This window comes from Mycolicibacterium wolinskyi str. Jessa 2025, from assembly GCF_049241375.1.
Taxonomy (GTDB): Bacteria; Actinomycetota; Actinomycetes; order Mycobacteriales; family Mycobacteriaceae; genus Mycobacterium; species Mycobacterium wolinskyi.
This window is the reverse complement of record NZ_CP185960.1, coordinates 7,291,165-7,313,127: the sequence shown is the minus strand read 5'-3', so window position 1 is coordinate 7,313,127 and position 21,963 is coordinate 7,291,165. Positions and strand designations below refer to the sequence as shown.

At 67.4% G+C, this 21,963-nt stretch carries 17 protein-coding genes and 1 pseudogene; 7 read left to right on the top strand and 11 right to left on the bottom strand.

Annotated elements, in window-relative coordinates; translation table 11 throughout:
• The first annotated feature begins 182 nt into the window (after positions 1 to 182).
• Entirely contained in the window at positions 183 to 2,210 is a 2,028-nt protein-coding gene (gene gyrB, locus ACOI2T_RS36055; RefSeq protein WP_067849930.1) for a DNA topoisomerase (ATP-hydrolyzing) subunit B, read from the top strand.
• A 91-nt stretch (positions 2,211 to 2,301) separates the two neighbouring features.
• A complete protein-coding gene (locus ACOI2T_RS36050) occupies positions 2,302 to 3,045 on the top strand; it encodes a DUF5336 domain-containing protein (RefSeq protein WP_421875478.1) in 744 nt (247 codons plus the stop codon).
• Between the two features lie 6 nt (positions 3,046 to 3,051).
• Here the strand turns inward: ACOI2T_RS36050 and eccE are convergent, their stop codons facing one another.
• A complete protein-coding gene (gene eccE / locus ACOI2T_RS36045) occupies positions 3,052 to 4,743 on the bottom strand; it encodes a type VII secretion protein EccE (protein ID WP_409503020.1) in 1,692 nt (563 codons plus the stop codon).
• 99 nt (positions 4,744 to 4,842) lie between these two features.
• On the opposite strand from eccE, the gene eccB reads away from it, so the two are divergent.
• A complete protein-coding gene (eccB, locus tag ACOI2T_RS36040; RefSeq protein WP_409503019.1) occupies positions 4,843 to 6,357 on the top strand; it encodes a type VII secretion protein EccB in 1,515 nt (504 codons plus the stop codon).
• A 1-nt stretch (position 6,358) separates the two neighbouring features.
• On the opposite strand, the gene eccD (ACOI2T_RS36035) is transcribed toward eccB, so the two are convergent.
• Positions 6,359 to 7,834, bottom strand: a complete 1,476-nt coding sequence (eccD, locus tag ACOI2T_RS36035; protein WP_409503018.1) for a type VII secretion integral membrane protein EccD — start codon at positions 7,832 to 7,834, stop codon at positions 6,359 to 6,361.
• Between the two features lie 88 nt (positions 7,835 to 7,922).
• On the opposite strand from eccD (ACOI2T_RS36035), the gene eccCa reads away from it, so the two are divergent.
• From eccCa to mycP, 3 genes are read left to right on the top strand one after another with little or no spacing between them, the layout of a single operon-like run.
• Positions 7,923 to 11,951 (top strand): type VII secretion protein EccCa, encoded by a 4,029-nt coding sequence (eccCa, locus tag ACOI2T_RS36030; RefSeq protein ID WP_409503017.1) that lies wholly within the window; start codon positions 7,923 to 7,925, stop codon positions 11,949 to 11,951.
• The gene (eccD, locus tag ACOI2T_RS36025; protein ID WP_409503016.1) at positions 11,948 to 13,462 is read left to right on the top strand and encodes a type VII secretion integral membrane protein EccD; all 1,515 of its coding nucleotides are present in this window, start codon (positions 11,948 to 11,950) and stop codon (positions 13,460 to 13,462) included. Before eccCa ends, eccD (ACOI2T_RS36025) begins: the two co-directional genes overlap by 4 nt.
• A gap of 38 nt (positions 13,463 to 13,500) precedes the next feature.
• The gene (gene mycP / locus ACOI2T_RS36020) at positions 13,501 to 14,871 is read left to right on the top strand and encodes a type VII secretion-associated serine protease mycosin (RefSeq protein WP_409503084.1); all 1,371 of its coding nucleotides are present in this window, start codon (positions 13,501 to 13,503) and stop codon (positions 14,869 to 14,871) included.
• A 56-nt stretch (positions 14,872 to 14,927) separates the two neighbouring features.
• Here the strand turns inward: mycP and ACOI2T_RS36015 are convergent, their stop codons facing one another.
• The 9 genes from ACOI2T_RS36015 to ACOI2T_RS35975 all read right to left on the bottom strand — a co-directional run bounded on the left by ACOI2T_RS36015 (position 14,928) and on the right by ACOI2T_RS35975 (position 20,362).
• On the bottom strand, positions 14,928 to 15,227 hold the full coding sequence (locus ACOI2T_RS36015) for a hypothetical protein (RefSeq protein WP_067849915.1): 300 nt from the start codon (positions 15,225 to 15,227) through the stop codon (positions 14,928 to 14,930).
• Between the two features lie 23 nt (positions 15,228 to 15,250).
• Positions 15,251 to 15,520 (bottom strand): WXG100 family type VII secretion target, encoded by a 270-nt coding sequence (locus tag ACOI2T_RS36010; protein WP_067849912.1) that lies wholly within the window; start codon positions 15,518 to 15,520, stop codon positions 15,251 to 15,253.
• Positions 15,521 to 15,591: 71 nt separating this feature from the next.
• Entirely contained in the window at positions 15,592 to 16,401 is an 810-nt protein-coding gene (locus ACOI2T_RS36005; protein ID WP_409503015.1) for an ESX secretion-associated protein EspG, read from the bottom strand.
• A complete protein-coding gene (locus ACOI2T_RS36000; protein ID WP_409503014.1) occupies positions 16,398 to 17,477 on the bottom strand; it encodes a PPE domain-containing protein in 1,080 nt (359 codons plus the stop codon). Before ACOI2T_RS36000 ends, ACOI2T_RS36005 begins: the two co-directional genes overlap by 4 nt.
• Positions 17,478 to 17,501: 24 nt before the next feature.
• A complete protein-coding gene (locus ACOI2T_RS35995) occupies positions 17,502 to 17,798 on the bottom strand; it encodes a PE family protein (RefSeq protein WP_067849906.1) in 297 nt (98 codons plus the stop codon).
• Positions 17,799 to 17,831: 33 nt separating this feature from the next.
• The gene (locus ACOI2T_RS35990) at positions 17,832 to 19,163 is read right to left on the bottom strand and encodes a hypothetical protein (RefSeq protein ID WP_409503013.1); all 1,332 of its coding nucleotides are present in this window, start codon (positions 19,161 to 19,163) and stop codon (positions 17,832 to 17,834) included.
• A gap of 9 nt (positions 19,164 to 19,172) precedes the next feature.
• The gene (locus ACOI2T_RS35985; RefSeq protein ID WP_067849903.1) at positions 19,173 to 19,466 is read right to left on the bottom strand and encodes a hypothetical protein; all 294 of its coding nucleotides are present in this window, start codon (positions 19,464 to 19,466) and stop codon (positions 19,173 to 19,175) included.
• A gap of 234 nt (positions 19,467 to 19,700) precedes the next feature.
• On the bottom strand, positions 19,701 to 20,042 hold the full coding sequence (locus tag ACOI2T_RS35980; protein ID WP_409503012.1) for a YbaB/EbfC family nucleoid-associated protein: 342 nt from the start codon (positions 20,040 to 20,042) through the stop codon (positions 19,701 to 19,703).
• The gene (locus ACOI2T_RS35975) at positions 20,039 to 20,362 is read right to left on the bottom strand and encodes a hypothetical protein (RefSeq protein ID WP_067849895.1); all 324 of its coding nucleotides are present in this window, start codon (positions 20,360 to 20,362) and stop codon (positions 20,039 to 20,041) included. Before ACOI2T_RS35975 ends, ACOI2T_RS35980 begins: the two co-directional genes overlap by 4 nt.
• A 376-nt stretch (positions 20,363 to 20,738) precedes the next feature.
• On the opposite strand from ACOI2T_RS35975, the pseudogene ACOI2T_RS35970 reads away from it, so the two are divergent.
• Positions 20,739 to 21,962, top strand: a pseudogene (locus tag ACOI2T_RS35970) (MinD/ParA family ATP-binding protein); the annotation flags it as partial.
• Between the last annotated feature and the right edge of the window lies 1 nt (position 21,963).

The following is a 21,963-nucleotide window of genomic DNA, read 5'->3' as shown; positions in this document are numbered from 1 at the left end:
AGCGGGGGTGCCCTGAAGCGTCCTCACGCACCGGGTTCCGAGAAATTCCGCGCACGGCGCAATCAGATGGGCAGAAACGCAGCTACAGAATCGGTGCTGTGCGGATCTGACGGTAGACTGTTCGACGGATCTCAGGCGGTATGTGTACCGCCTCCCATGAACCCCAAGGAGACGCGTCCGACGTGGCTGCCCAGAAGAATAATGCGCCCAAGGAATACGGCGCCGACTCCATCACCATCCTCGAGGGGCTGGAAGCGGTCCGTAAACGCCCGGGTATGTACATCGGCTCGACCGGTGAACGTGGCCTGCATCATCTCATCTGGGAGGTTGTCGACAACGCGGTCGACGAGGCGATGGCCGGGTTCGCCACCCGCGTCGACGTCAAGATTCTCGGCGACGGCAGCGTCGAGGTCACCGACGACGGCCGCGGTATCCCCGTCGCCATGCACGCCACGGGCGTGCCCACCGTCGATGTCGTGATGACCCAGCTCCACGCGGGCGGCAAGTTCGACGGCGAGACGTATGCCGTCTCGGGTGGTCTGCACGGCGTGGGTGTGTCGGTGGTCAACGCCCTGTCGACCCGCCTCGAAGTCACGATCCTGCGTGACGGCTACGAGTGGTTCCAGTACTACGACAAATCGGTGCCGGGAACCCTCAAGCAGGGCGGCGCCACCAAGAAGACCGGAACGACCGTCCGATTCTGGGCCGATCCGGAAATCTTCGAGACCACCGACTACAACTTCGAGACGGTCGCGCGCCGCCTGCAGGAGATGGCGTTCCTCAACAAGGGCCTGACCATCGAGTTCACCGACGAGCGGGTCGCCGCAGAAGAGGTGGTCGACGAGGTCGTCAGCGACACCGCCGACGCGCCGAAGTCCGCGGATGAGAAGGCCGCCGAGGCCGCCGGCCCGCACAAGGTCAAGCACCGCGTCTTCCACTACCCCGGCGGGTTGGTCGACTACGTCAAGCACATCAACCGGACCAAGACCCCGATCCAGCAGAGCATCATCGATTTCGGCGGTAAAGGCACCGGCCACGAGGTCGAGATCGCGATGCAGTGGAACGCCGGGTACTCGGAATCCGTGCACACGTTCGCCAACACGATCAACACCCACGAGGGCGGCACGCACGAAGAGGGTTTCCGGACGGCGTTGACGAGCGTGGTCAACAAGTACGCCAAGGACAAGAAGCTCCTCAAGGACAAAGACCCCAACCTCACCGGTGACGACATCCGCGAAGGCCTGGCCGCCGTGATCTCGGTGAAGGTCGCCGAGCCGCAGTTCGAGGGTCAGACGAAGACCAAGCTCGGCAACACCGAGGTGAAGTCGTTCGTGCAGAGAATCTGCAACGAGCAGCTGCAGCACTGGTTCGAGGCCAACCCGGCTGAGGCGAAAACTGTTGTCAACAAAGCTGTTTCGTCGGCACAGGCCCGTATCGCCGCGCGCAAGGCACGAGAGTTGGTGCGGCGCAAGAGCGCAACCGACATCGGCGGTCTGCCCGGCAAGCTCGCCGACTGCCGCTCGACCGATCCGAGCAAGTCCGAACTGTATGTGGTGGAGGGCGATTCGGCAGGCGGCTCGGCCAAGAGCGGCCGCGACTCGATGTTCCAGGCGATCCTGCCGCTGCGCGGCAAGATCATCAACGTCGAGAAGGCCCGCATCGACCGCGTGTTGAAGAACACCGAAGTCCAGTCCATCATCACCGCGCTGGGCACCGGTATCCACGACGAGTTCGACATCGACAAGCTGCGCTACCACAAGATCGTGCTGATGGCCGACGCGGACGTCGACGGCCAGCACATCTCGACGCTGCTGCTGACGCTGTTGTTCCGCTTCATGAAGCCGCTGATCGAGAACGGACACGTCTTCCTCGCCCAACCGCCGCTGTACAAACTGAAGTGGCAGCGGCAGGAACCCGAGTTCGCCTACTCCGACCGTGAGCGCGACGGCCTGCTCGAGGCCGGCAAGAAGGCGGGCAAGCGGATCAACGTCGACGACGGTATCCAGCGGTACAAGGGTCTCGGCGAGATGGATGCCAAGGAATTGTGGGAAACCACGATGGATCCGTCCGTGCGCGTATTGCGTCAGGTGACGCTTGATGACGCTGCCGCTGCCGACGAGCTGTTCTCGATCCTCATGGGCGAGGACGTCGAGGCACGCCGCAGCTTCATCACGCGCAACGCGAAAGACGTGCGTTTCCTGGACGTTTAACGCCATGGTTCGGTGACGTTCCACGGCGGGTAACCCTCGGTACGCTAGTTTCGGCAGGAGCCGACAATGCACTGCGAGGGGAGCTGCCGCGATGGAGCCGATCGGAGCACACGAGGTCACATCCACCGGTGTCCGCAGTCTGCCGATGCAGACCGTGCTCGGGGTGACGGCCCTTGGCGTGGTGGGGTTCGGCTTCCACGCCGGGCCGGTGTACCGAGGAGCAGAGGCGGCTACGCCCACATGGGCCGGCATCGGCAGCCTGGCGTTGTTGCTCGCCGGACTCCTGGCGATACCCGCCCGGCGGGCGGACGCCCGGCAGTACCGGACGATCGTCGCCGTCCTTTCGGTCTTCGGTCTACTGCTGGTCGCGATGGCGCTGATCGACAAGCCCGCCGGGGCCGCGATCGGGTGGGCGCTGATCGTGATCGTCGTGCTGGCGGCCGCGCAGGCAGTGGTCGCGGTGGTGATCGGCCTCGAGTCCGCACCGGTGGGGCGTGCACCGGCTCGTCCGGTGCAGCGAGAAGTTCCCGCGCCCGGAGCCCAGTTCGCCGGATACTCCGGAATACCTTGGGGAACAACGGATTACCACCAGCAGGAGCGGGGCGTCGCCTTCGGCCAGGCCCAGCAATCCGCAACTTACCGTGAGGGGCCGCCTGCCGAGCAACCGCAGGCGCCTGAGCCACCTCGAGTGCAGTTCACGCCACCCGCATCCCCTGCGGCGACCGGTGCTCAGCCGGGCGGTTCGGCCGCACCATACGGTGTGTGGGGACACAATCCGCAACCGATGCCCGGACATCAGGGGAGCGCCGGTACGGATCGTGGTCAGGCTCGCTAGCCCCGGTCAGCCGGCGTGCAGCGACCGGCCGATATAACGCAGCTCTTCATGCGTGGCAACCATGGTCACCACGGCGGTGTCCGAACGGGTCGTCACCACCACCCGATCGGCCTCGTCGCGAATCTGCTGCAGTGTGACGTCGGCGCCACCCGACACCGCTGACCCGGGCGGCAGGACGACGATCGACGTGACGCCGACGCGAGTCGCGGCCTCAGGCACGCCGTCGAACATCGCGACGGTGTAGTTACGCTCCGAACCGGCTTGCAGCGCACCGCGATTGAAATCGGTGACCCACAGGAGCCGGCTGTCGTCGACATTGTGGATCATGTCCCGCCACATGCCGGACCGATTGGTGTGAACCAGGATTCTGGCGCCGAGGGCCAGCGCCCGTAGGACCACCTGCTGAACCAGATGTAGCGACCCGGATATCTCCACCCGAGGGATCCGCGGCCCGAACACCGGAAGCGCGACGGCACGGCCGTGGTCGTCGGCGCCGATCACCTGCCCGCACCCCGACGCCGGTATCCGGATATCGCTGAAATCCGTACTGGCACTGCCGAAGCACCACGGGGTGACCTCATGCGCAGGCCGGGTCATCGGCAAACTCGCCATGAGTGCGGGCAGTTGGCGGCCCGGGAGGTCGCCCAACCCCTCCACCGGAGCACGGTTGACCGGGCCGAAACTGTCGAACCGCGCGGTGCCGGTGATTCCGGTCGAGTCCGCACCGAAATTCCGCAGAGATATCGCCACCGTGGTCGAGTAGCTGGGCACCGTCCACAGCCGGCCGAGGCCTTCGGTGGTCAGGATGTCGCGCATGAGCCCGAAACTCGTCATCCGAAAGTTGCCGTCGGCACAGTAATCCCAATCCTCGTGCAGATTGGCCAAATTCGCGCCTCCGCAGAGTTGACTGATGGCCTGGCCGATCTCGGCCGCTGCCAAGACCCGTACCCGCATACCGGCCTCGGTCAGCCGGTTGGCCACCCGGCGCGTGGCCACCATCGCCGTGCGCAACATACCGGTGCGACCGCCGCCGCGCAGTCCGACCGCTTCTGGGCAGCGTGACGGGTCGAAACGGATCGTCACCCACACGGTTCGGTGCGCGATGGCGGGCAACGGGCCCAGGACGGCGTCATACACCGCGGCCAGCGGGGTGTGACCATGCGATCTCGACCCGTGACTGATCACGTCGATCGAATCGAGCTCGAGGTCGAACTGCCGCAAACATTCGACCAGAATCTCGAGCGGGACCATCTCCCCCGACACCGTCGAGCCGGGTTCCATGACCGTGAGGTCTTCGGGTTTGTCCTCGATGCGCAGCACCGTGACGAGAGTTCGGCCATCCCAACGAAACCCGTATGGACCCCCGTCGGGATCGGCGGCATCCGCGACGTGGTCGAACGCGTCGGGGACCTCGACCAGGCCGGCGCGTCTGCGGCGTCCACGCACGAACGCCCACCGCGCCGCCGCGGCCTGCAGCAAGCTGACGCCGCGCCAGCGGCCGATCATCACGGCGATGAGCAGCACCGCACCGCCTGCCCAGATCCACCATGGCGTGCGCGTCCAGATCCACAGCATCGCCGCCAGCACGACGATGAGCTGTGCCAACACCAGTTCGGTTAACGGAAGCACACGTTGCGGATAAATGTTGGTGGAGGCCAGAAGTCGATTCTGTGGGGCTTGCTCGGTTGCGGTGGCCACGCGTCGATGATCCTGTCCGGAGGCGGAAAGACTTAGCACGCAGTCTAAGCCGCGGTGTAAAGTCGGTGCCCTGCCGCCGATCTGACAGGGGGATGTCGAGTGCCGGCGCAAATCACGACTCGTGCGCAGGTAAACGGATATCGGTTCCTGCTGCGCCGCCTGGAACATGCCTTGATCCGAGGCGATTCGCGCATGATCCACGATCCGATGCGCGGGCAGACCAGATCAATGCTCGTCGGTCTCGTGATCGGCATCATCATCGTCGGAGCGTGCGGCGTCCTGGCGTTCTTCAAGCCGCAACCGTCCGTCGGCAACGCCAACATCTTGCTGAGCAAGTCGAACGGCGCGATATTCGTCCGGATCGGCGACCGTGCGCACCCGGCCCTCAACGTGGCATCGGCCCGGTTGATCGCCGGCAGCAGCGAAGCGCCCGCCGTCGTCGACGACAAGAAGCTGGCTGCCCTGCAACGCGGGCCCGTCGTGGGCATCGTCGGTGCGCCGATGTCGATCGCCGGCGGCGATGACATGTCGAAATCCCATTGGACCGTGTGCGATGCGACCGAGACACCTGCGGTCGTGGAGAGCACCGGGTCACGGATGGTGCGTACGTCGGTGTTGGCCAGCGAGCCGGTGTTGAACGGCGAGACCCGGTCGGCCGGGTCCGGCGACGCGGTGCTCGTGCGGGCAGCCGGGCAGGACTATCTGCTGTATGACGGGGTGCGCGCGCCGATCGATCCGGCTGACCCGGTGCTGGCCAACGCGTTGCATCTGAGCGGGGCCGAATCCCGCGAGATCTCCCCGGGCTTGCTCAACGCGTTCCCGCTGGCGGCGCCCATCGTTCCGGTGTCGGTTCCGGGTGCCGGTCAGCGCGGTCCGGCGGTTCTGCCGGAATCGGTCACGGTGGGTTCGATCATCCGGACCTCCGACACCGCCGGTGACAAGCTCTTCGTCGTGCTGGCCGACGGGGTTCAGCAGATCTCACCCCCGACCGCCGACATCATCCGTTACGGCGACCCCGCCGCCGACCATGAGCCGCAGACCGTGTCACCGGCGCTCCTCACCGCGGTGCCGGTGGTCGAGCGGCTTCCGTTGGGCCACTACCCGACGGTCACGCCCAGGATCGCCGACGTGCATACCGACCCCGTCGTATGCTTTACCTGGCAGCGGGGCAACACCGAGAATTCGGCCTCGACGCACATGCTGATCGGTCGCAGGGTGCCGGTGCCGGCCGGTGCCGCGACCGTGCCGCTGGCCACCGCCGACGGTAATGGTCCACAGCTGGATTCGGTGTATCTCAAACCCGGTACCGGAGAATACGTTCAGGCGGTCGGTGCCGCACCGGCGTCGGGCGCCATGGGCCAGTTGTTCTATGTCGCCGACACCGGTCAGCGCTTCCACATTCACGATCCGGCCGCCGCCGGTGCGCTCGGGGTGCACGGCGTCGACGACCCCGCCAACCCGCACGGTGAACACAAGCTTCCGCAACTCGCGCCATGGCCGGTTCTGTCGTTGTTACCCGCGGGTCCCGAGCTTTCCCAGCAGGCGGCACTCATCGCGCACGATGGGATGTCGGCCGACGCCGCGGGCGGGCCGTTTCAACTGCCCGAGAACTGACCTACAGCCGCAGGCCACGAACGTAGCCGTAGAGGCCGACGATCCAGAAGCACAGCGGGAACACGAGCCCGATCGCGAGGTATTCGAGTATTTCGACCCACCGTCTCATCACCGGTGAGAAGTCCAGCCGCGGTGCGATGAGCCCGCACAACAACGCCAGGGTCGCCAGCGCGACCGCGGCCAGTCCAGCCCGCGCATGCCAGGCGGGAAGTTCGGCCGCGATCTTGAAGACCGTGAGGACCGCGATACTCAGGCCGGCACCGATCATCGTGGCCGACTGCACCAGGTCATGGTGCGTGCGGCCGCGCAGACACATCGCGGCGGCCACCACCACCGCGAACAGCGTTCCCTGCCAATAGAAACCGTCGGACGTGTCGACGGCGAGGTAACAGCCGAACATCGCGGTGATACCGACACCGACGAGGATCCCGGTGAGGTACTCGTTGGCGCGCCTCACCCGGTGCAGCAGGCGTTCCTCGGTGGGTATCACTTGCAGGCCGATCGCACTGACGCCCTCGACCGTAGCCCCGCCGTGGGTCTCGATCTCATCGAGAGGTTCACCTGCCGTCGGTACGCGCGGCAACGGCAGCCGGGAGAGCAGGATCGTGACGCGCGGCGCCAGATACAGCACGATCACCGACACCGTCGCGACGACGGCGCCGAGCGCCCGCGGTTGTGGGTGCCAGAGGTTGACCGCGACCGCAGTCGCACCCCCGAGTAGCGACAACGCGATCACGAAGCTGTGGAACACGTGGCCCGTGCGAGTGATCTGCAGAATGAGTTGTGCCGCAAGCGCAACGACGCCGAACGCCAACGGAAGTGACGGTACGGTGAAACCATCGGGAATAACGCACAACGATCCGGTGAACAACAGCGGAACCGCGAGCACGGAGAGTGCCACCGACGCGAAAAGGCCGTCGTCACGGCGGGTTACGGCGCAGGCAGCGCCGACGAGAATCACCCCGCACGCGAGCGTGACGGCAGCCGCGACGACGGCGGGGCCGGTTTGCGGAAGTTGCCATGACCAGGCGACTGCGGCCAAGAACGCAAAGCTGAAGGCCACCAGACCGGTTCGGTGCGAACTTAGCCACCGGCGCGCGGTCGAGGCATTGGCAGCGCCCTCGATGTCGTCGAACAAGGTTGGCATCGAGGGAGTTGCACAGGCCCGCACGATCAGTACGTCGCCGTCGAACACGCCGGCTGACGACAGTGTTCGGTCCGGCTCGATCACGGGCCGGCCCAACGGTGCGAGGCTCCACCGGTCGGCTGTGTCGTCGAACCGTACATGCATGGCTCCCCGCGCCGTCAGCTGCGCGTTCGCGATGTCGAGCAGATCGGCCATGTAGCTGCGGATTTCGAGATCCTCCGGCAGGCCGACGTCCAGCCGCAGGTCGCCGATCAACACGGTGACGCGAGTGAGCCCGGTATCGGTACCCGACGGGGTTTCCAGGTCCGCAAGCGATGGGGGCAGGGTCATCTGCGGCAACCTATCGTGCGCGCGGTCAGTAAGGTGATGTCTGGAAACTAGCAGCCGGGGACGACAGTTGGCGCCGGGGGGATGTTCGGTGGGGACGCAGGGTTTCGTGCGACGGACGCGAGTCGCGGTGCCCCGGATGCCCGGTGGCGAGGTCAATCTGCAGGCTCCGCCCGAGGTTCCGCGGGTCATCCCGGGCAACCTGTTCATCCGGTTGCTCCCGGTGGTGATGGTCATCGCCGTGATCGGAATGATCGCACTGATGTTCACCGTCGGTGGCCGCGCCATGGCGACCAACCCGATGATGATGATGTTCCCGATGATGATGCTGCTGTCGATGGTCGGCATGTTCATGGGCGGTGGCACCCGATCCGGCAAGGCCGCCGCCGAACTCAACGAGGAACGCAAAGACTACTTCCGGTATCTGTCGAACCTGCGCGACGACGCGGAGAAGACGGGCGACGAGCAACGCCGCGCACTGCAGTGGAGCCACCCCGATCCCCGGACCTTGCCGGACGTCGTGGGGACCCGGCGGATGTGGGAACGCAGGCCCGCCGACGGAGACTTCTGCCACGTGCGAGTCGGCGTCGGGACGCATCGGCTGGCGACCCGGCTCCTGGCCCCGGAAACCGGCCCCGCCGAGGATCTCGAGCCGGTGTCGACGGTGGCGCTGCGCCGCTTCGTGCGGACGCATTCGGTCGCGCATGCCATGCCGACCGCGGTGTCGTTGCGGGCGTTCCCGGTTGTCGACTTCGAAGGCGAGCCCGGGCTGACCCGGCAGCTGGTCCGCTCGATGCTGCTGGAGCTGTGTGTTTTTCACGGGCCGGAGCATTTGGAGGTCGCGGTCGTCACGGCCAATCCCGACGGTGAGAACTGGCAGTGGGTGAAGTGGTTGCCCCAGGCGCAGCACCAGACCGACAGTGACGGCCTCGGGACATCGCGGCTCGTTTTCTCGTCGCTGCGCGATCTCGAGAGCGTCCTGGCGATCGACCTGGGCCAGCGCGGCCGGTTCAGCCGCACGATCCCGCTCAACCAAGGCACCCGGCATCTGGTGGTGATCCTCGACGACGGACACGTCGCCGGCGACGAGCGCCTGGCGACCGAGGCCGGTATCGAGAACACCACGCTGCTCGATCTCAATGCCACCGCTGGGCGAGTGTCGGCCAAGGGCGGTCTGCACCTCGTGGTGGAACGGGACTGGATCGCGGCGCGAACGGCGGCCGACGTGGAACGGTTCGCCACCCCGGATGCGTTGAGCCTGGCCGAGGCCGAGGCCACCGCGCGCCGCATCGGGCGGTACCGGCCCGCCAATGCTGCCCACATCGTCAGCTTGGAGACCGAGACCCGGGCGACCGACCCCGGCCTGATGACGCTGTTGGGTGTCGACGACGCCGCGGAGATCGTTCCCGAACAGGTGTGGCGGCAGCGTTCGCCGCGGGAACGGCTACGTGTCCCGATCGGCTACACGCCCAACGGCCTGCCACTCGAGCTGGACATCAAGGAGTCGGCGGAAGGCGGCATGGGCCCGCACGGCCTGTGTATCGGTGCGACCGGCTCGGGTAAATCCGAGTTCCTGCGGACGCTGGTGCTGGCCATGATCACCTCGCACTCGCCCGAGGTGCTGAACCTGGTGTTGGTCGACTTCAAGGGTGGCGCAACCTTTCTGGGGTTGGACGCGGCCCCGCACGTAGCCGCGGTGATCACCAACCTGGAAGACGAACTCACCATGGTCGACCGCATGCAGGACGCGCTGGCCGGCGAGATCAACCGCAGGCAGGAGTTGCTGCGTGCGGCAGGCAATTTCCCCAATGTCAGCGAATACGAGCGAGCCCGCGCGAGCGGCGCCGACCTGGACCCGTTGCCCGCGTTGTTCATCGTCGTCGACGAGTTCTCCGAACTGCTCTCGCAGAAACCGGATTTCGCCGAACTGTTCGTGATGATCGGCCGCCTGGGCCGGTCGTTGCACATTCACCTGCTGCTGGCGTCGCAGCGGCTCGAGGAGGGCAAGCTGCGGGGCCTGGACTCGCATCTGTCCTACCGGATCGGGTTGAAGACGTTCTCGGCAGGCGAATCCCGCAGCGTGCTCGGGGTGCCGGATGCCTACCATCTGCCGAATGTGCCCGGATCGGCCTACCTCAAATGCGACGCCGACGAACCCAAGCGGTTCAACACCTGCTACGTGTCGGGTGAATATGTGAAACCGCGCACGGTCACCCGGCGTGCCCGCGGCGGGCCGGGTGCGGCGTTGCGGCCCAAGCTCTTCACGGCTGTGCCGGTGCCCAAGGAAGCCGAACCGCCGGTGTACGAACCGGTGCCCGAGCCCGACACCGGGAGCACCGCCCAGACGCCGATCAAGGCGACCGTGCTCGACGTGGTGGTGAGCCGGTTGGCCGGGCACGGCCGGCCTGCGCACGAGGTGTGGCTGCCACCGCTCGATGACAGCCCCGCGGTCAACGACCTGTTGCCGAGCGCGGTGTGGAGTGATCTCGTCAACGTCAACGGGCAACTGTCGATGCCGCTGGGAATCGTGGACCGCCCCTACGATCAGCGCCGAGACGTGCTGACCGTCGACTTGTCCGGTGCCGAAGGCAATTTCGCGGTCATTGGTGGCCCCCAGTCGGGGAAATCGACCACCTTGCGAACGTTGATCATGGCGGGCGCCGCCACCCATACCCCCGAGCAGTTGCAGTTCTACTGTCTGGATTTCGGCGGCGGCACACTGGCCAGCATGGCCCGCCTGCCGCATGTGGGATCGGTGGCAGGCCGCATGGATGCCGACCGTATCCGCCGCACCGTGGCCGAGGTGTCGAGCCTGTTGCGCCGACGCGAAGCGCTGTTCCGCGAGGCGGGCATCGAGTCGATGCGCGAGTTCCGGCGCCGCAAGGCGGAGCTCGCGAAACTACCCGCGGCCGAGGCCGCCAAGCACCCGTTGGCAACTGACGGGTTCGGCGACGTCGTGCTCGTGGTCGATGGGTGGAGTTCGATCCGTAGCGATTTCGAGGCGCTCGAGGGGCCGCTGCAATCCATTGCGGTGCAGGGTTTGTCGTACGGGATCCACCTCGCCGTGTCGGCCACACGCTGGATGGAGATCCGGCCCGCGGTCAAGGACATGCTCGGCACCCGGATCGAACTGCGCCTCGGCGACCCGGTCGACAGCGAGATGGGCCGCAAGGTCGCCGAAGTGGTGCCGATCGGCGTTCCGGGGCGCGGGGTGTCGCGCGACAAGCTGCATCTGCTGATCGGCCTGCCTCGTCTCGATTCCAGCTCGACTGTCGAGGACCTACCGGAAGGCGTGGCCCGCTCGTCCGACGCGGTCGCCGCGCACTACGGCACCCGGCAGGCCCCGCCGGTGCGGATGCTTCCGCACAATCTCGAGCGCGACCGCGTCGTCGCCTTGGCTGCCGAGCGCGGTCTGCTCGGGCACGGTCGCGTCGCAATCGGAATCGACGAAGCCGAATTGGCACCGGTCGTCGTCGATTTCGATGCGCAACCGCACTTCGTCACGCTGGCCGACGTGGAATCGGGCAAGACCAATTTCCTGCGGAACATCGCCCAGGGAGTTCTGGAGAACAGCACTCCGGAACAGGCGAAGCTGTTTCTGGTCGACTACCGCCGGTCGTTGCTCGGTGCGGTCGAGTCGGACCATCTCGGCGGCTATGCCACGGCCGCGCAGTCCTGCGGCGAACTGATGATGAGCCTGGCCGCGACGCTGCAGGACCGGCTGCCGCCGACCGACGTGACACAGCAGCAACTGCGCGACCGGTCGTGGTGGTCGGGACCCGACTTGTACGTGTTGATCGACGATTACGACCTGGTGGCGGTCAGCACCATGAACCATCCGCTGGCACCCATCGCGGAGTATCTGGCGCAGGCCCGCGACATCGGCCTTCGCGTGATCGTCACGCGGCGCAGCGGCGGGGCGGGGCGCGCGATCTTCGACCCGTTCATCGGCAGGCTCAAGGACCTGTCGTGCAACGCGCTCATCATGAGCGGATCGCGCGAGGAGGGCAATCTCTTCGGCGGTGTGAAAGCCACCGCAATGCCGCCCGGCAGAGGCTATCTGGTGTCGCGGACGATGCCGAGCGGCGTCGTGCAGTTGTCACGGATGCCGGACGCATGAGCCTGACCGCGCCCCGCTACCGGATGCCGACCGGAGTGGACGAACTGACCCCGATCCGCACCGTGTCGCCCATACCGGAGCACTTGCGGGTTTCGGTGAGCAGTGGACGAACCCAGGTCGACATCACGCTGCCCGCCAACGCTCGCGTCGCCGACATCCTGCCCTACCTCGTGCGGCTGATCGCCGATCATGAACGCACCGGCGAGGAGCCGGCGTCGATCGATGACGAACGGACGTCGCGTAACACGTTGACCCGAGGTTCTCAGGAGCTGCCCGCCGATCGCACCTTGCGGGAAGCGGGCGTGCGGCACGGCGATGTGCTGACCTTGTGTGCCGAGCCGACGCTGTTGCCGCCCATCCGTTACGACGATGTGGTCGACGCCGCGGCCCAGCTCAATCGCGCCTCGTATGCGTCGTGGGGGCCGACGTCTGCGGCGGTGATGGCGATCGTGGCGCTGTACGCGTGTGTGGGCATCCTCGGTTGGATGTCGTTGGACATGCGTTTCGATCCGGCGCGGCCGGTGATCGTCGGCCTCGACCTCGCCGGCTCGTTGGCGCTCGTCGCGGCGGCCACCGTGGCACAGCGGATGTATTCCTACGGGCGGGTCGCAGCCGTACTGGGTTGGGCGGCAATACTTCTCGCCGGCGCCGCATCGTTGGCGATCTTCGCCGGGCTGCCCGGTTGGGGTGTGGTCGCCACATGCGGTGCGGTGATCGTGCTCAGTTACGGGGCGTACCGGCTGATCGGCGCCGGCGGCGGTGGCTATCTCGCCGGAGCCCTGTATGCGGCGGTCATGGGCGTGGTGGTCGCGGTCCGGACCGGGTTCGGCGTCACCGATGACCGGTTGGGAGTGGCGGTGTGTCTGGTGACGCTACTGCTGTGCTGGGCGGTTCCCCGGGTGACCGCCGGATGGGACCGATTCGACCTCCGAACCGGTTCCACCGCGGCGCCGGTCGATGCGCTCGACGATCCGTTCGGAACCGTCGCGGACCGCTCGCTGCCGGATAGGCGACAACTCGTGGAGACGGTGCCGACCGCCGACGAGATCAGGGAACGCGGTCGCGCCGCGGTGAGCGTACGCGCGGCGTTGTACGTCGGCTGCGGGGCGGCCCTGGTGTCCGGTATGGCGCTGCTGCTGACGCCATGGGGGCAGCCCCGGTGGCCCGACCTTGCCTTCGGGGCACTGTGCGCGGTGGTCTTCGGTCTGCGAGTGCGGTTGTGTCGCAGTGCCGCCGAGCAGTCCGGCGTGTTGCTCACGGCGGCCGTGGCGATCATCATCACGTGCGTGGCGGCCACGGCAGGCCCACCGGAATTCGCCGCGACCGGCTTGGCCGGGCTCGGGCTGATCGTGGCGGGAGGCGCCGCGACCGCGGTATTCGCGGGGCCGGCCCGGTCGCGCCGCCGCGAGCGAACACTGGATTACCTGAATTACCTCGCGGTCGCCGCACTCATTCCCGTGGCGCTGGCGGTGCTCGGCCTGTACGCGCAGTTGCGCGCCGGCGGGCTGTGACCGTGTGGAGGCGGCTCGACCGCGTGCCGGCCATCGCGATGGTCCTACTGATCGTCGCCGGAACCGCAGGAGCGGGAACCGCATTCGCGGTGGAACCGCCCGTTGTACCGCCCGGGCCCGCCCCCGCGGGCCCGGTGGCCCCGCCCGATCCGACCGAACAGAAGACCGTGTGCGCGGTCGCGGGCAGCCGACCGCAAACCGATTACCGGCTGGCCCCCATCGCGCAGGCCATGCTGCACTACCGCGACGCGTGGGCGTACTCGCGCGGGGCCGGGCAGAAGGTCGCGGTGATCGACACCGGGGTCAACCCGCACCCGCGTCTGCCCGCGCTGCAACCCGGTGGTGACTACGTGTCCGGCACCGACGGGTTGTCCGATTGCGATGCCCACGGCACGCTCGTGGCAGGCATCATCGCGGCCGCGCCGAGCGCAGACGACGCGTTCGCCGGGGTGGCGCCGGACGCCGCGATCCTGGCGATCCGGCAGAACAGCCTGTCCTTCGCCGTCAAGGGCGGCCGCCAGTCATACGACCCGAATTCAGTGTCCCCCGGTACCGGCGCCGCGGGTTACGGGAACACCCACACCTTGGCGCTGGCCGTCACGAGGGCCGTCGACCTGGGTGCCACCGTCATCAACCTGTCGGTGTTGGCTTGTGCCCCATCGGGTATCGGGATCGACGATGCGGACTTGGGCCGGGCGGTCCGGTACGCGTTCGACCGCAACGTCGTGGTGGTCGCGGCAGCAGGCAATGTCGACAAACAGGGACCGTGCGGCGCGCAGAACACGATGGCCGACCCGAACCTGCCCGTCGACACCGCCTGGCCGGACGTGCGGACCGTGGCCAGCCCGGCCTGGTTCGACGACTATGTCCTGACGGTCGGTTCGCTGTCTCCGTACGGCGAGCCCTCCGATTTCAGCCTCAACGGCCCCTGGGTCGACGTCGCGGCTCCGGGTGAACAGGTGGTTTCACTCGACCCCAACGGTCCCGGGCTGATCAACGGGATACCGGGGCAGAACGGTCTGGCACCGATCAACGGCACCAGCTACGCCGCACCATACGTGGCCGGGGTGGCTGCGCTCGTACGGGCGCGGTTCCCGGAATTGTCTGCGGCACAAGTGATGGAGCGTATCGAGCGCACCGCCCGAACGCCGGGTGCCGGTCCCAACATCGCCAGCGGATACGGCGTCGTCGATCCGGTCGCGGCTCTCACCGCGGACCTCGTCACTCAGGACGTCGACGATGCTCGCGGTACTCCGATCGCCGGCCCGCCCGCGCCGGGGCCCGATGCGAACCGGGCCAGAAACATCGCGTTCGTCGCGGCAGGTGGCTGCGTGGCCGCGATGGTGTTCGCGTGGGCGCTGAGCGTGGCATACCGTCGCCGCAACGCCGAACAGTCGGAAAATCTCTGAGAATCAACGAAAAGCGAAGCGGGGCACCCAGATAGACCGGGCGCCCCGCTTGCGCGTCACACCAAGTCGGCGGCGTTGGCGCGGTCCAGCGCGGCCATCAGGTCCTGCTGATCACGGCCCCGGGTGTTGCCGACGACCATGTCCTGCACCGCCTGCTCCATCAAGCCGGCGAGCTGCTTGTGCGTGAGCTGCAGCGCCTGGGCGCCCTCGCCCTCGTAGACGCTGTAGAGCACGTTGAACACATTGTTCACCTCATCCTGCAGAGCGCGCGCGTCCCCGAGTCCGGAGTCGAGCGCATCCAAGAATCCGTGGTTCTGCGCGAAGTCGTACTTGATCGTGCTGCCGTCGAACGACATGTTCGTCTCCTTCTCTTCCCGCTCTAGGCCTGGTCCGCCGTGGCGATGCTCTGAATGTGCTTCTTGCCCTTCTCGGCAACGTTGGTCAGCGTCTGGATGAGCAGGTTGTACTCATCGTGCTGACCGGTCTTCAACTCGTTGAACTTGCCTGCCGCGACACCGTTCCACGGACCGCTGACCATGGTCTCGGTCTCGCCCTGCATCTTGGCGACCAGGCTGCGGGCCCGGCCCATGGCCTCGTCGATCTGGGTGATCTTGGCCGCGGCTTCCTGCGGTGTGAGTGCTACTACCATCGGTGCGTTTCCTATCTGGTGGTTGTTTCGATCTACCTAGGCGCTGTCAGGTCTTCGTCTGCTATTGGCGACTACCGGGCGTCCCCTTCCCACCCGCTCGGAGTGAGTTCGGCGAGTTGTGAAATCGCCTGCATCACACGGTGGTCCGAGCCGGGTTTGATGGTCGTCCACAGCTGACCGGACGGCGACACGCTGGGAGCCGACACCAACCTGCCGCGCTTTGTGTAGAAGACTGCGACCGCACCAGGCACGCGGACCACACGATCGGCCGCGGTATCGAGGACGTGACACACGATCTCGGCGAACGCGATGCGGGCCGCGAACGCGGACCCGAGGGCCGACGCCACCTGGTGCCCGGCACCGAGGGCCCGTAATCGATCGGTGAAGAACGTGACGCTGTGTCCGCCGCTGAGGCACTCGGCCAGGTCGGTGGCCGGTGCGCTGAAGGGCTCGACCGCGGCGGGCTGGCTCGCGGGCAGCTCGGCGATCACCGCACCGGCAATACCGGTATGGGAATCGATCGCTCTGAGCTGCAGGCCATTTCCGATCCGGCGGGCTGCCACACACATGAATCCCGTTTGTACGAGCGAGATCCGGGCCAACCCATCGGGTGTGACCAGACGAATGGCGATCTCCCGAGCCGGGCGTCGCAGCGCCGTCACCATTTCGGCGAGTTCGGTGTCGACCCCGTCGGAGCCGATCAGACCCCGTGCGGCCAACTGCCCGGTGGCCAGATCAGTGGCCCTCGCCAACGCCTCGACCGTGCCGTGCCTGGGCCGTATAGCGAGCACAGTCGGGAACTCGGTGACACCGAGTCGCGAGCCGACCACCTGCAGTTCGTCGTCGGTCAGCGCGAACGCCGATGCGGCCCGCGTGCTCACGGCTCCTCCGAGCTTGCACCGATGACGGCAGGCGAAACCCAGCTGTCCGAGACCTGTTCGAGGGTGCGCGAATCGTCGGCGAACTCGTCGGGTGCGGTTCCCGGGTCGGCAAGCCCGTCGAATGCCGCGGTGTCGGGACCCCAGCTGACGCTGTCGACCAGGATGGGTGTGTCGTTGATACCGGTCGCAGGCAGCCAGGTGGAACTGTTCGCGGCAAGACCGGCGGCCGCTTCGCCGCCGCCCTCCAGAACCTCTGGCGGGTACATCGATTCGTGGTCACGTCCACCGTCCTGACCGCGCGCGAGCCCGGCCATCGGTGCGTAGGGCGCACCGGCCATGGTCGACGCGGCCGCCGGTGATACCGCCGAGACCCGGCCGCTGTTGCTCGGCCGTTCGGAACCCGAGACGCCACGGCCGGCGTGCGGGCCCAACGGCATGGGTGGCGGCGCGTACCCGCCGCCTGCTCCCGCGGAGCCGGCCGCAGCACCGGCGGCCGCTGCGGCCGCGGCCCGCTCGGCAGCCGCGGCATCGCCTTTGGCGACCTCGGGTGGCAGCGGCTCTTCCCAAGCCGTTGCCAGGGGCGCGACCGCGTTCTCGTACTGCTGCATGACCGCGGCGGCGTTGGCCTGGTCAGCCGTTGCCGCAGCGTCGAATTCGGCGAACGATCCGGTCAGGACGGCGCCGTTGTAAGCGGCAAGTGAGGCCATCATGTCGCGCTGTGCCTCGCCTTCGACGGCCTCAGACACGCTCGGCATGGCCAGGATCGCGACGGTGGCCGCCACGGCGGCCTGTTCGGCGAGCTGGCCGTTGGCGGCGGCGTTGAGCGCCTTGGCCTGCAGCCAATCGCCCAGTTCCTGCAGACGTGCCAACACATCCGGTGCGTGCTGGCTTTCCCACGAGGTGCGGACCCGGTCGAGGAGCTGGGTGTACTCGGTGGCTGCGGCGTTGAAACCGTTGGCGACCCTGACCCAGGCCGCGCCGGCATCGCCGACCGACGATGGTCCGGGGCCCTCGGTGAGGTCGCGCGCGAGTTGTTCGGTGCTTCGCGACTCCCACACCACGCCGGTGTAACCCACGGTGAATCCGAACCTTTCGGCCTGTCAGACGGTGAACTCTGCGTCGGCGGCAGCGACATTCCCGGCGCTCGAGCGCAGCGCCGCGGCCACCTCGCGGAGCTCCGTGACGCCGAGTGCGGCCGATTTCGCATAGGACGTGTGCACCTCGTTGAGCGTGGACGACGCCCGTACGGAAACCTCATCGCGACCGACCGGCACCGTGTTGAGCTGAGCCTCTTCGGCGCGCAGCAGGCTCTCCAGCCGGTCGGCTATGGCATCGAGCCGCGTGGCGGCGTCACCCAATTCGCGGGTGCGGATCGACAATCCTTGTGAATCGGCCATGTCTTCTCCCCTGTTGTCGTGATTCGCATCGGTTCACGCCTCCCCGATCACCGGCGGTGCTGCCGTACCGAGGTCACCGACGATCTCGTCCCCGTGGTCGGTGGTCTGCAGGAAGGCCGGGGCGGTGTGGTCCCCGCCGGCCATCCGGCCGCCGTGGGCCATCGGTGCCATCGGTGCGCCCATCATCGGCGCGCCGTAACCAGCGCCGAGTGCTGCGCCTGCGCGCGCCGACGAGGCGACCGCCCGACCCAGGTCCTCGCTCACCGGTGGCATCGGGGGCGCAGACCGGGCGGCGAGCGTGCTGGCGCCGGATCCGCCTGCGCTACCACCACCGGCACCGCCGCCCGCGCTTCCGCCGCCGCCCGCCGCATGGCCGGCCCGGGCCGCGGTGCCCGCGGCAGCCGCCGTGGAACCGGCCGTACCGGCCGTGCCCTGGGACGCCATGCCGCTGAGCTGCGAGGCCAGATCGGTCGCGGTCTGCGTGCCGGCCTGCGCGGCCTTCGTCGCAGCACTCATGAGCGAGGAAAGTCCCTGCGAGCCACCCGAAGCCGACGAGGTCGCCGAAGTGAGCTGACTCGGCACGGCGGTGGTGGTCAGCGGTGCCTCGGTCACCGGAACCGGCTCACCCGCCGCGGTGACCGCCGCGGTCTGGGCGGCGAGTTCGGCCTGCAGTTCGGTCATCGTCTCGGTGGCGCGGGTGACTGCCTCGGTGGCCGCGGCGATGGCGGCGGCCCAGCCCCACGGGAAGATGATGTTGGGACCGATCGCGGCCATGGTCGCCATGAACTCGCCGATGATCTCGATCAGCCTGGCCTCGGCCTGTTTGACCGTCGCCGCGGCGGCAGCGAGCGAGTTGCGCAGTGCGTTGGCCTGAGCCTTGAGCGCGGCGCCGTTGTCGAGTGCGGTGGCGGTCTTGGCGGCCGCGGCAGTGCCGCCTGCGCCTTCCCAGTTCCCGGTCAGATCGCCCAGTGCCGATGCCAGGGAGCTGTTGGAGCTGTCGAAGGCCTGTGCGACGCCGTCGAACATCTGAGTCGGATCGAGCCCCTCGAACACACCGTCGCCGAGGGTGCCGAGCGCATCGGTCACGGGTTTGATCAGTTGTCCCGGATCCATCGGACTGGCCGGCGCATTCGGTGGGGGGCCGCCCTCGGGCGGGAGCGGGCCCGGTGGCGGCGCCGTGGGCAGCGGCGGAAACCCGAGCCGCGCCAGGATTTCCTGCACCGGCAGGTTCAGATACTCGGCGAGGCCGTGCTCCTGCGCGGCGATCACCGCGCTCGCGTCGAACCCAGGGAGCTGGCCGGCGAATTGCGCTGTGACATCGCCCGAGCCCGTCACCGCAGCAGTCGGCTGGGGTATTGCAGCCACAGCGAACGCCTAGGCGGAGAAGCCGGAGTCGGCGGATGACAGGCCCGCGCTGGCGCCGGAGGTTACGCCGCCGATGCCGGCGTGTACACCGCCGACGAGCAACGTGCCGGCCAGATTGGTCGCTTGCGCACGCCCGTACGCCGCCAGGTAGGTCGCACCGATCGGCCCGATGGCGGTTGCGGCGGCCGCGAGCATCGCGGCCGAATCTGCCGATCCCGCAGCGCTGATCACCTCGCCGGCCGTCGCGTTGGCAGTGGCGAACGCCGCCATGCCGACGGGCACAGCCGTCAATCCAGAACTCACTGAAAACCCCCGGGTGTGCTGTCGTGTGCGCAGGCCCGCTACGTTGCGGGGATTGTGGCAACTGCTAACACCAAAGCCCAAAGCTGAAGCCTAGCCCGTACCAGTCTCTTTGGCGACCCCCCGACTCGAAATAGTTGTGTGCCAATACAAAACACACGGGGCGTGGCGGCGACGTTCGCAAAGTTTCGCATACGGCCGATCGAGGGTCGGCGTTCTCCGACGTAAGGCGGCGCTTCAGCCGATCGTGTCGTCCGACCGCCGCAGCGGTTCGCGCTCGATCTCCTGATACCGCGAGTTGAACTGTTCGACGAGACGATCCCGACGGTCTACCGCGGCTTTGGCGGCTGTTTGCGCAATGTTCACAATCAGATTCGCGAGCTCATGCGCGCCCAATCGGGTTGCTGCGCCCCCCATGGTGAGGTCGGTCATCGCGCCGGTGGCGTCGACCTCGACGGTCACCGCACGGTCGGGGCTCGTCGCGCGCACCCGGATCGCCGCACACTGTTCCTGCATGGCCGCGAGCAGGTCGCGCTGGCGCGCCATGCGGGCGACCACCGCGTCGGCGAGACCGGTCATACGGATCGCATCCAGCTGTTCGGCAACACGTCGTCGCCCTCCGCGGCGCGGTCCTCGGCCATCCTGAGGTCTTCTTCGTTGGCCAGCTTCAGGTTTCGTATCACCGCTGGTGAAACGTTCTGTGACAGTAGCTCGCGGCGGCGCGCGACCTGAGCCCGTACGGCGGACAGGCGACAGAGTGCGAGGATCTCGGCAGCGAGGAGTTCGGGAGATTTCTGCAGTTCGCGAGGGTCGATCCGCAGGGCGACGGGCAGCCCGCGTTCGGTTGTCGAAACGGCGATTCCCCCGTTACGTGACGTGGCGGTGGGAACTTCTGCCATCGAAACTCCTCGACAGAGAGTTTGCTGGAACGACGGGTGAGGCGGCGAAGTCGAGTTACTACGGCCCCGGATCTTCAGTACGATACCAACCGGGCGCGCCGATAGAGCTGTGTAAGACGTGGAAAGGAATTGGGAGAAGTTGGCCAATGACCGTGGGGCGCCTGCTCAACCGCCCTGGTTGCACGGCTATCAGCAGCCGTCGGTAGGGCCGCGACATTCGTTGCTGGGTCGTGACATTGCACAGGAAGAACACGACGGTGCGCCTTACGCCAGCGACAACCAGTTTGCTGACGAGCCTCAGGACCCACCCGGACGGCATCGCAACGGCAACGGCGAAGCCCGCAGCGAGAAGTTAGCCACGTCGTATCAGCCGGTCCCGCAACCCGATCCGGTCGCGCCGGTCGCACCGCAGGACCCGGTGGAAGCGCGCGCCGCGGAGTTGTTGCGACTGCTCGGCCCGGATCGGCCGGTGGACGTCGAGGCGCCGCAGGCAGTGGACGACGTGACCGACCCCGCGGTGATCGCGTCGCCGAATCCGCCGCCGGTCCCCTCGCCACCACAACCGCCGCCACTGCTGCCGCAGCCTCCACAGCTGCCACCGCCGAACCCGGCCGAGCGCATGCCCGCATACCCGCCACCGCACCACACGTTGCGGCCGCTGGATGACGCGGCGATCGCCAACCGTGACCGCTTCGCCCCGCAATCGGGTTGGCGGCGGGCTCTTTACCGAGCAACCGCAGGCAGGGTGAATCCGGGCGACTCGCCTCGAGACCGGCGCCGCGAAGAGTTGTACAGCCGCATCAGACAGCCGATCCGGGGCGACTTCCGGATCGCGGTGTTGTCGATCAAGGGTGGAGTCGGTAAGACGACGACGACCCTGGGACTCGGTTCGGCGCTCGCCACGATCCGCACTGATCGTGTCATCGCGGTCGATGCGAACCCCGACCGCGGCACGTTGGCTCAGCGCATCAACGACCCGTCGACCGCTACGGTACGAGACCTGTTGTCGGATCCGAACATCACGAGGTACTCCGACGTGCGCTACTACACGCGGATGTCGGAGAGCCGGCTCGAGGTGCTCGGCAGCCCGATCGACCCGGCCATCTCGGAGGCGTTCGGCGAACTCGACTACCGCCGCACGATCGACATCCTGCAGAACTTCTACAACGTCATCCTCACCGACTGCGGCACCGGCATCATGCATTCGGCGATGCGCGGCGTCCTCGATCTCGCCCATGCCGTCGTGCTGGTCAGCTCGCCTGCACTGGATGCCGCGCGCAGCGCGTCGGCCACCCTCGAATGGCTTACCCAGCACGGGTATTCGGATCTGGTGCGGGAGGCTCACCTGGTGCTGAGCGCGTCGCGGCCGGGCGGAACTGCGGTCCGGATGGACAAGGTTTACGAGCATTTCGAATCCCGGTGCCGATCTGTTCACCTGATTCCATTCGACTCCCACCTGGCCGAGGGGGGCGAGGTCGACTTGGAACTGCTCAAACCGGCAACGTTCCAGGCATACGTCGAATTGGCCGGGGCCGTCGCGGAGAAGTTCGCGCTCCTGAGGCCGAACGGCGGGCGGCCGTATGCGGGGCCGGACGCCTGAA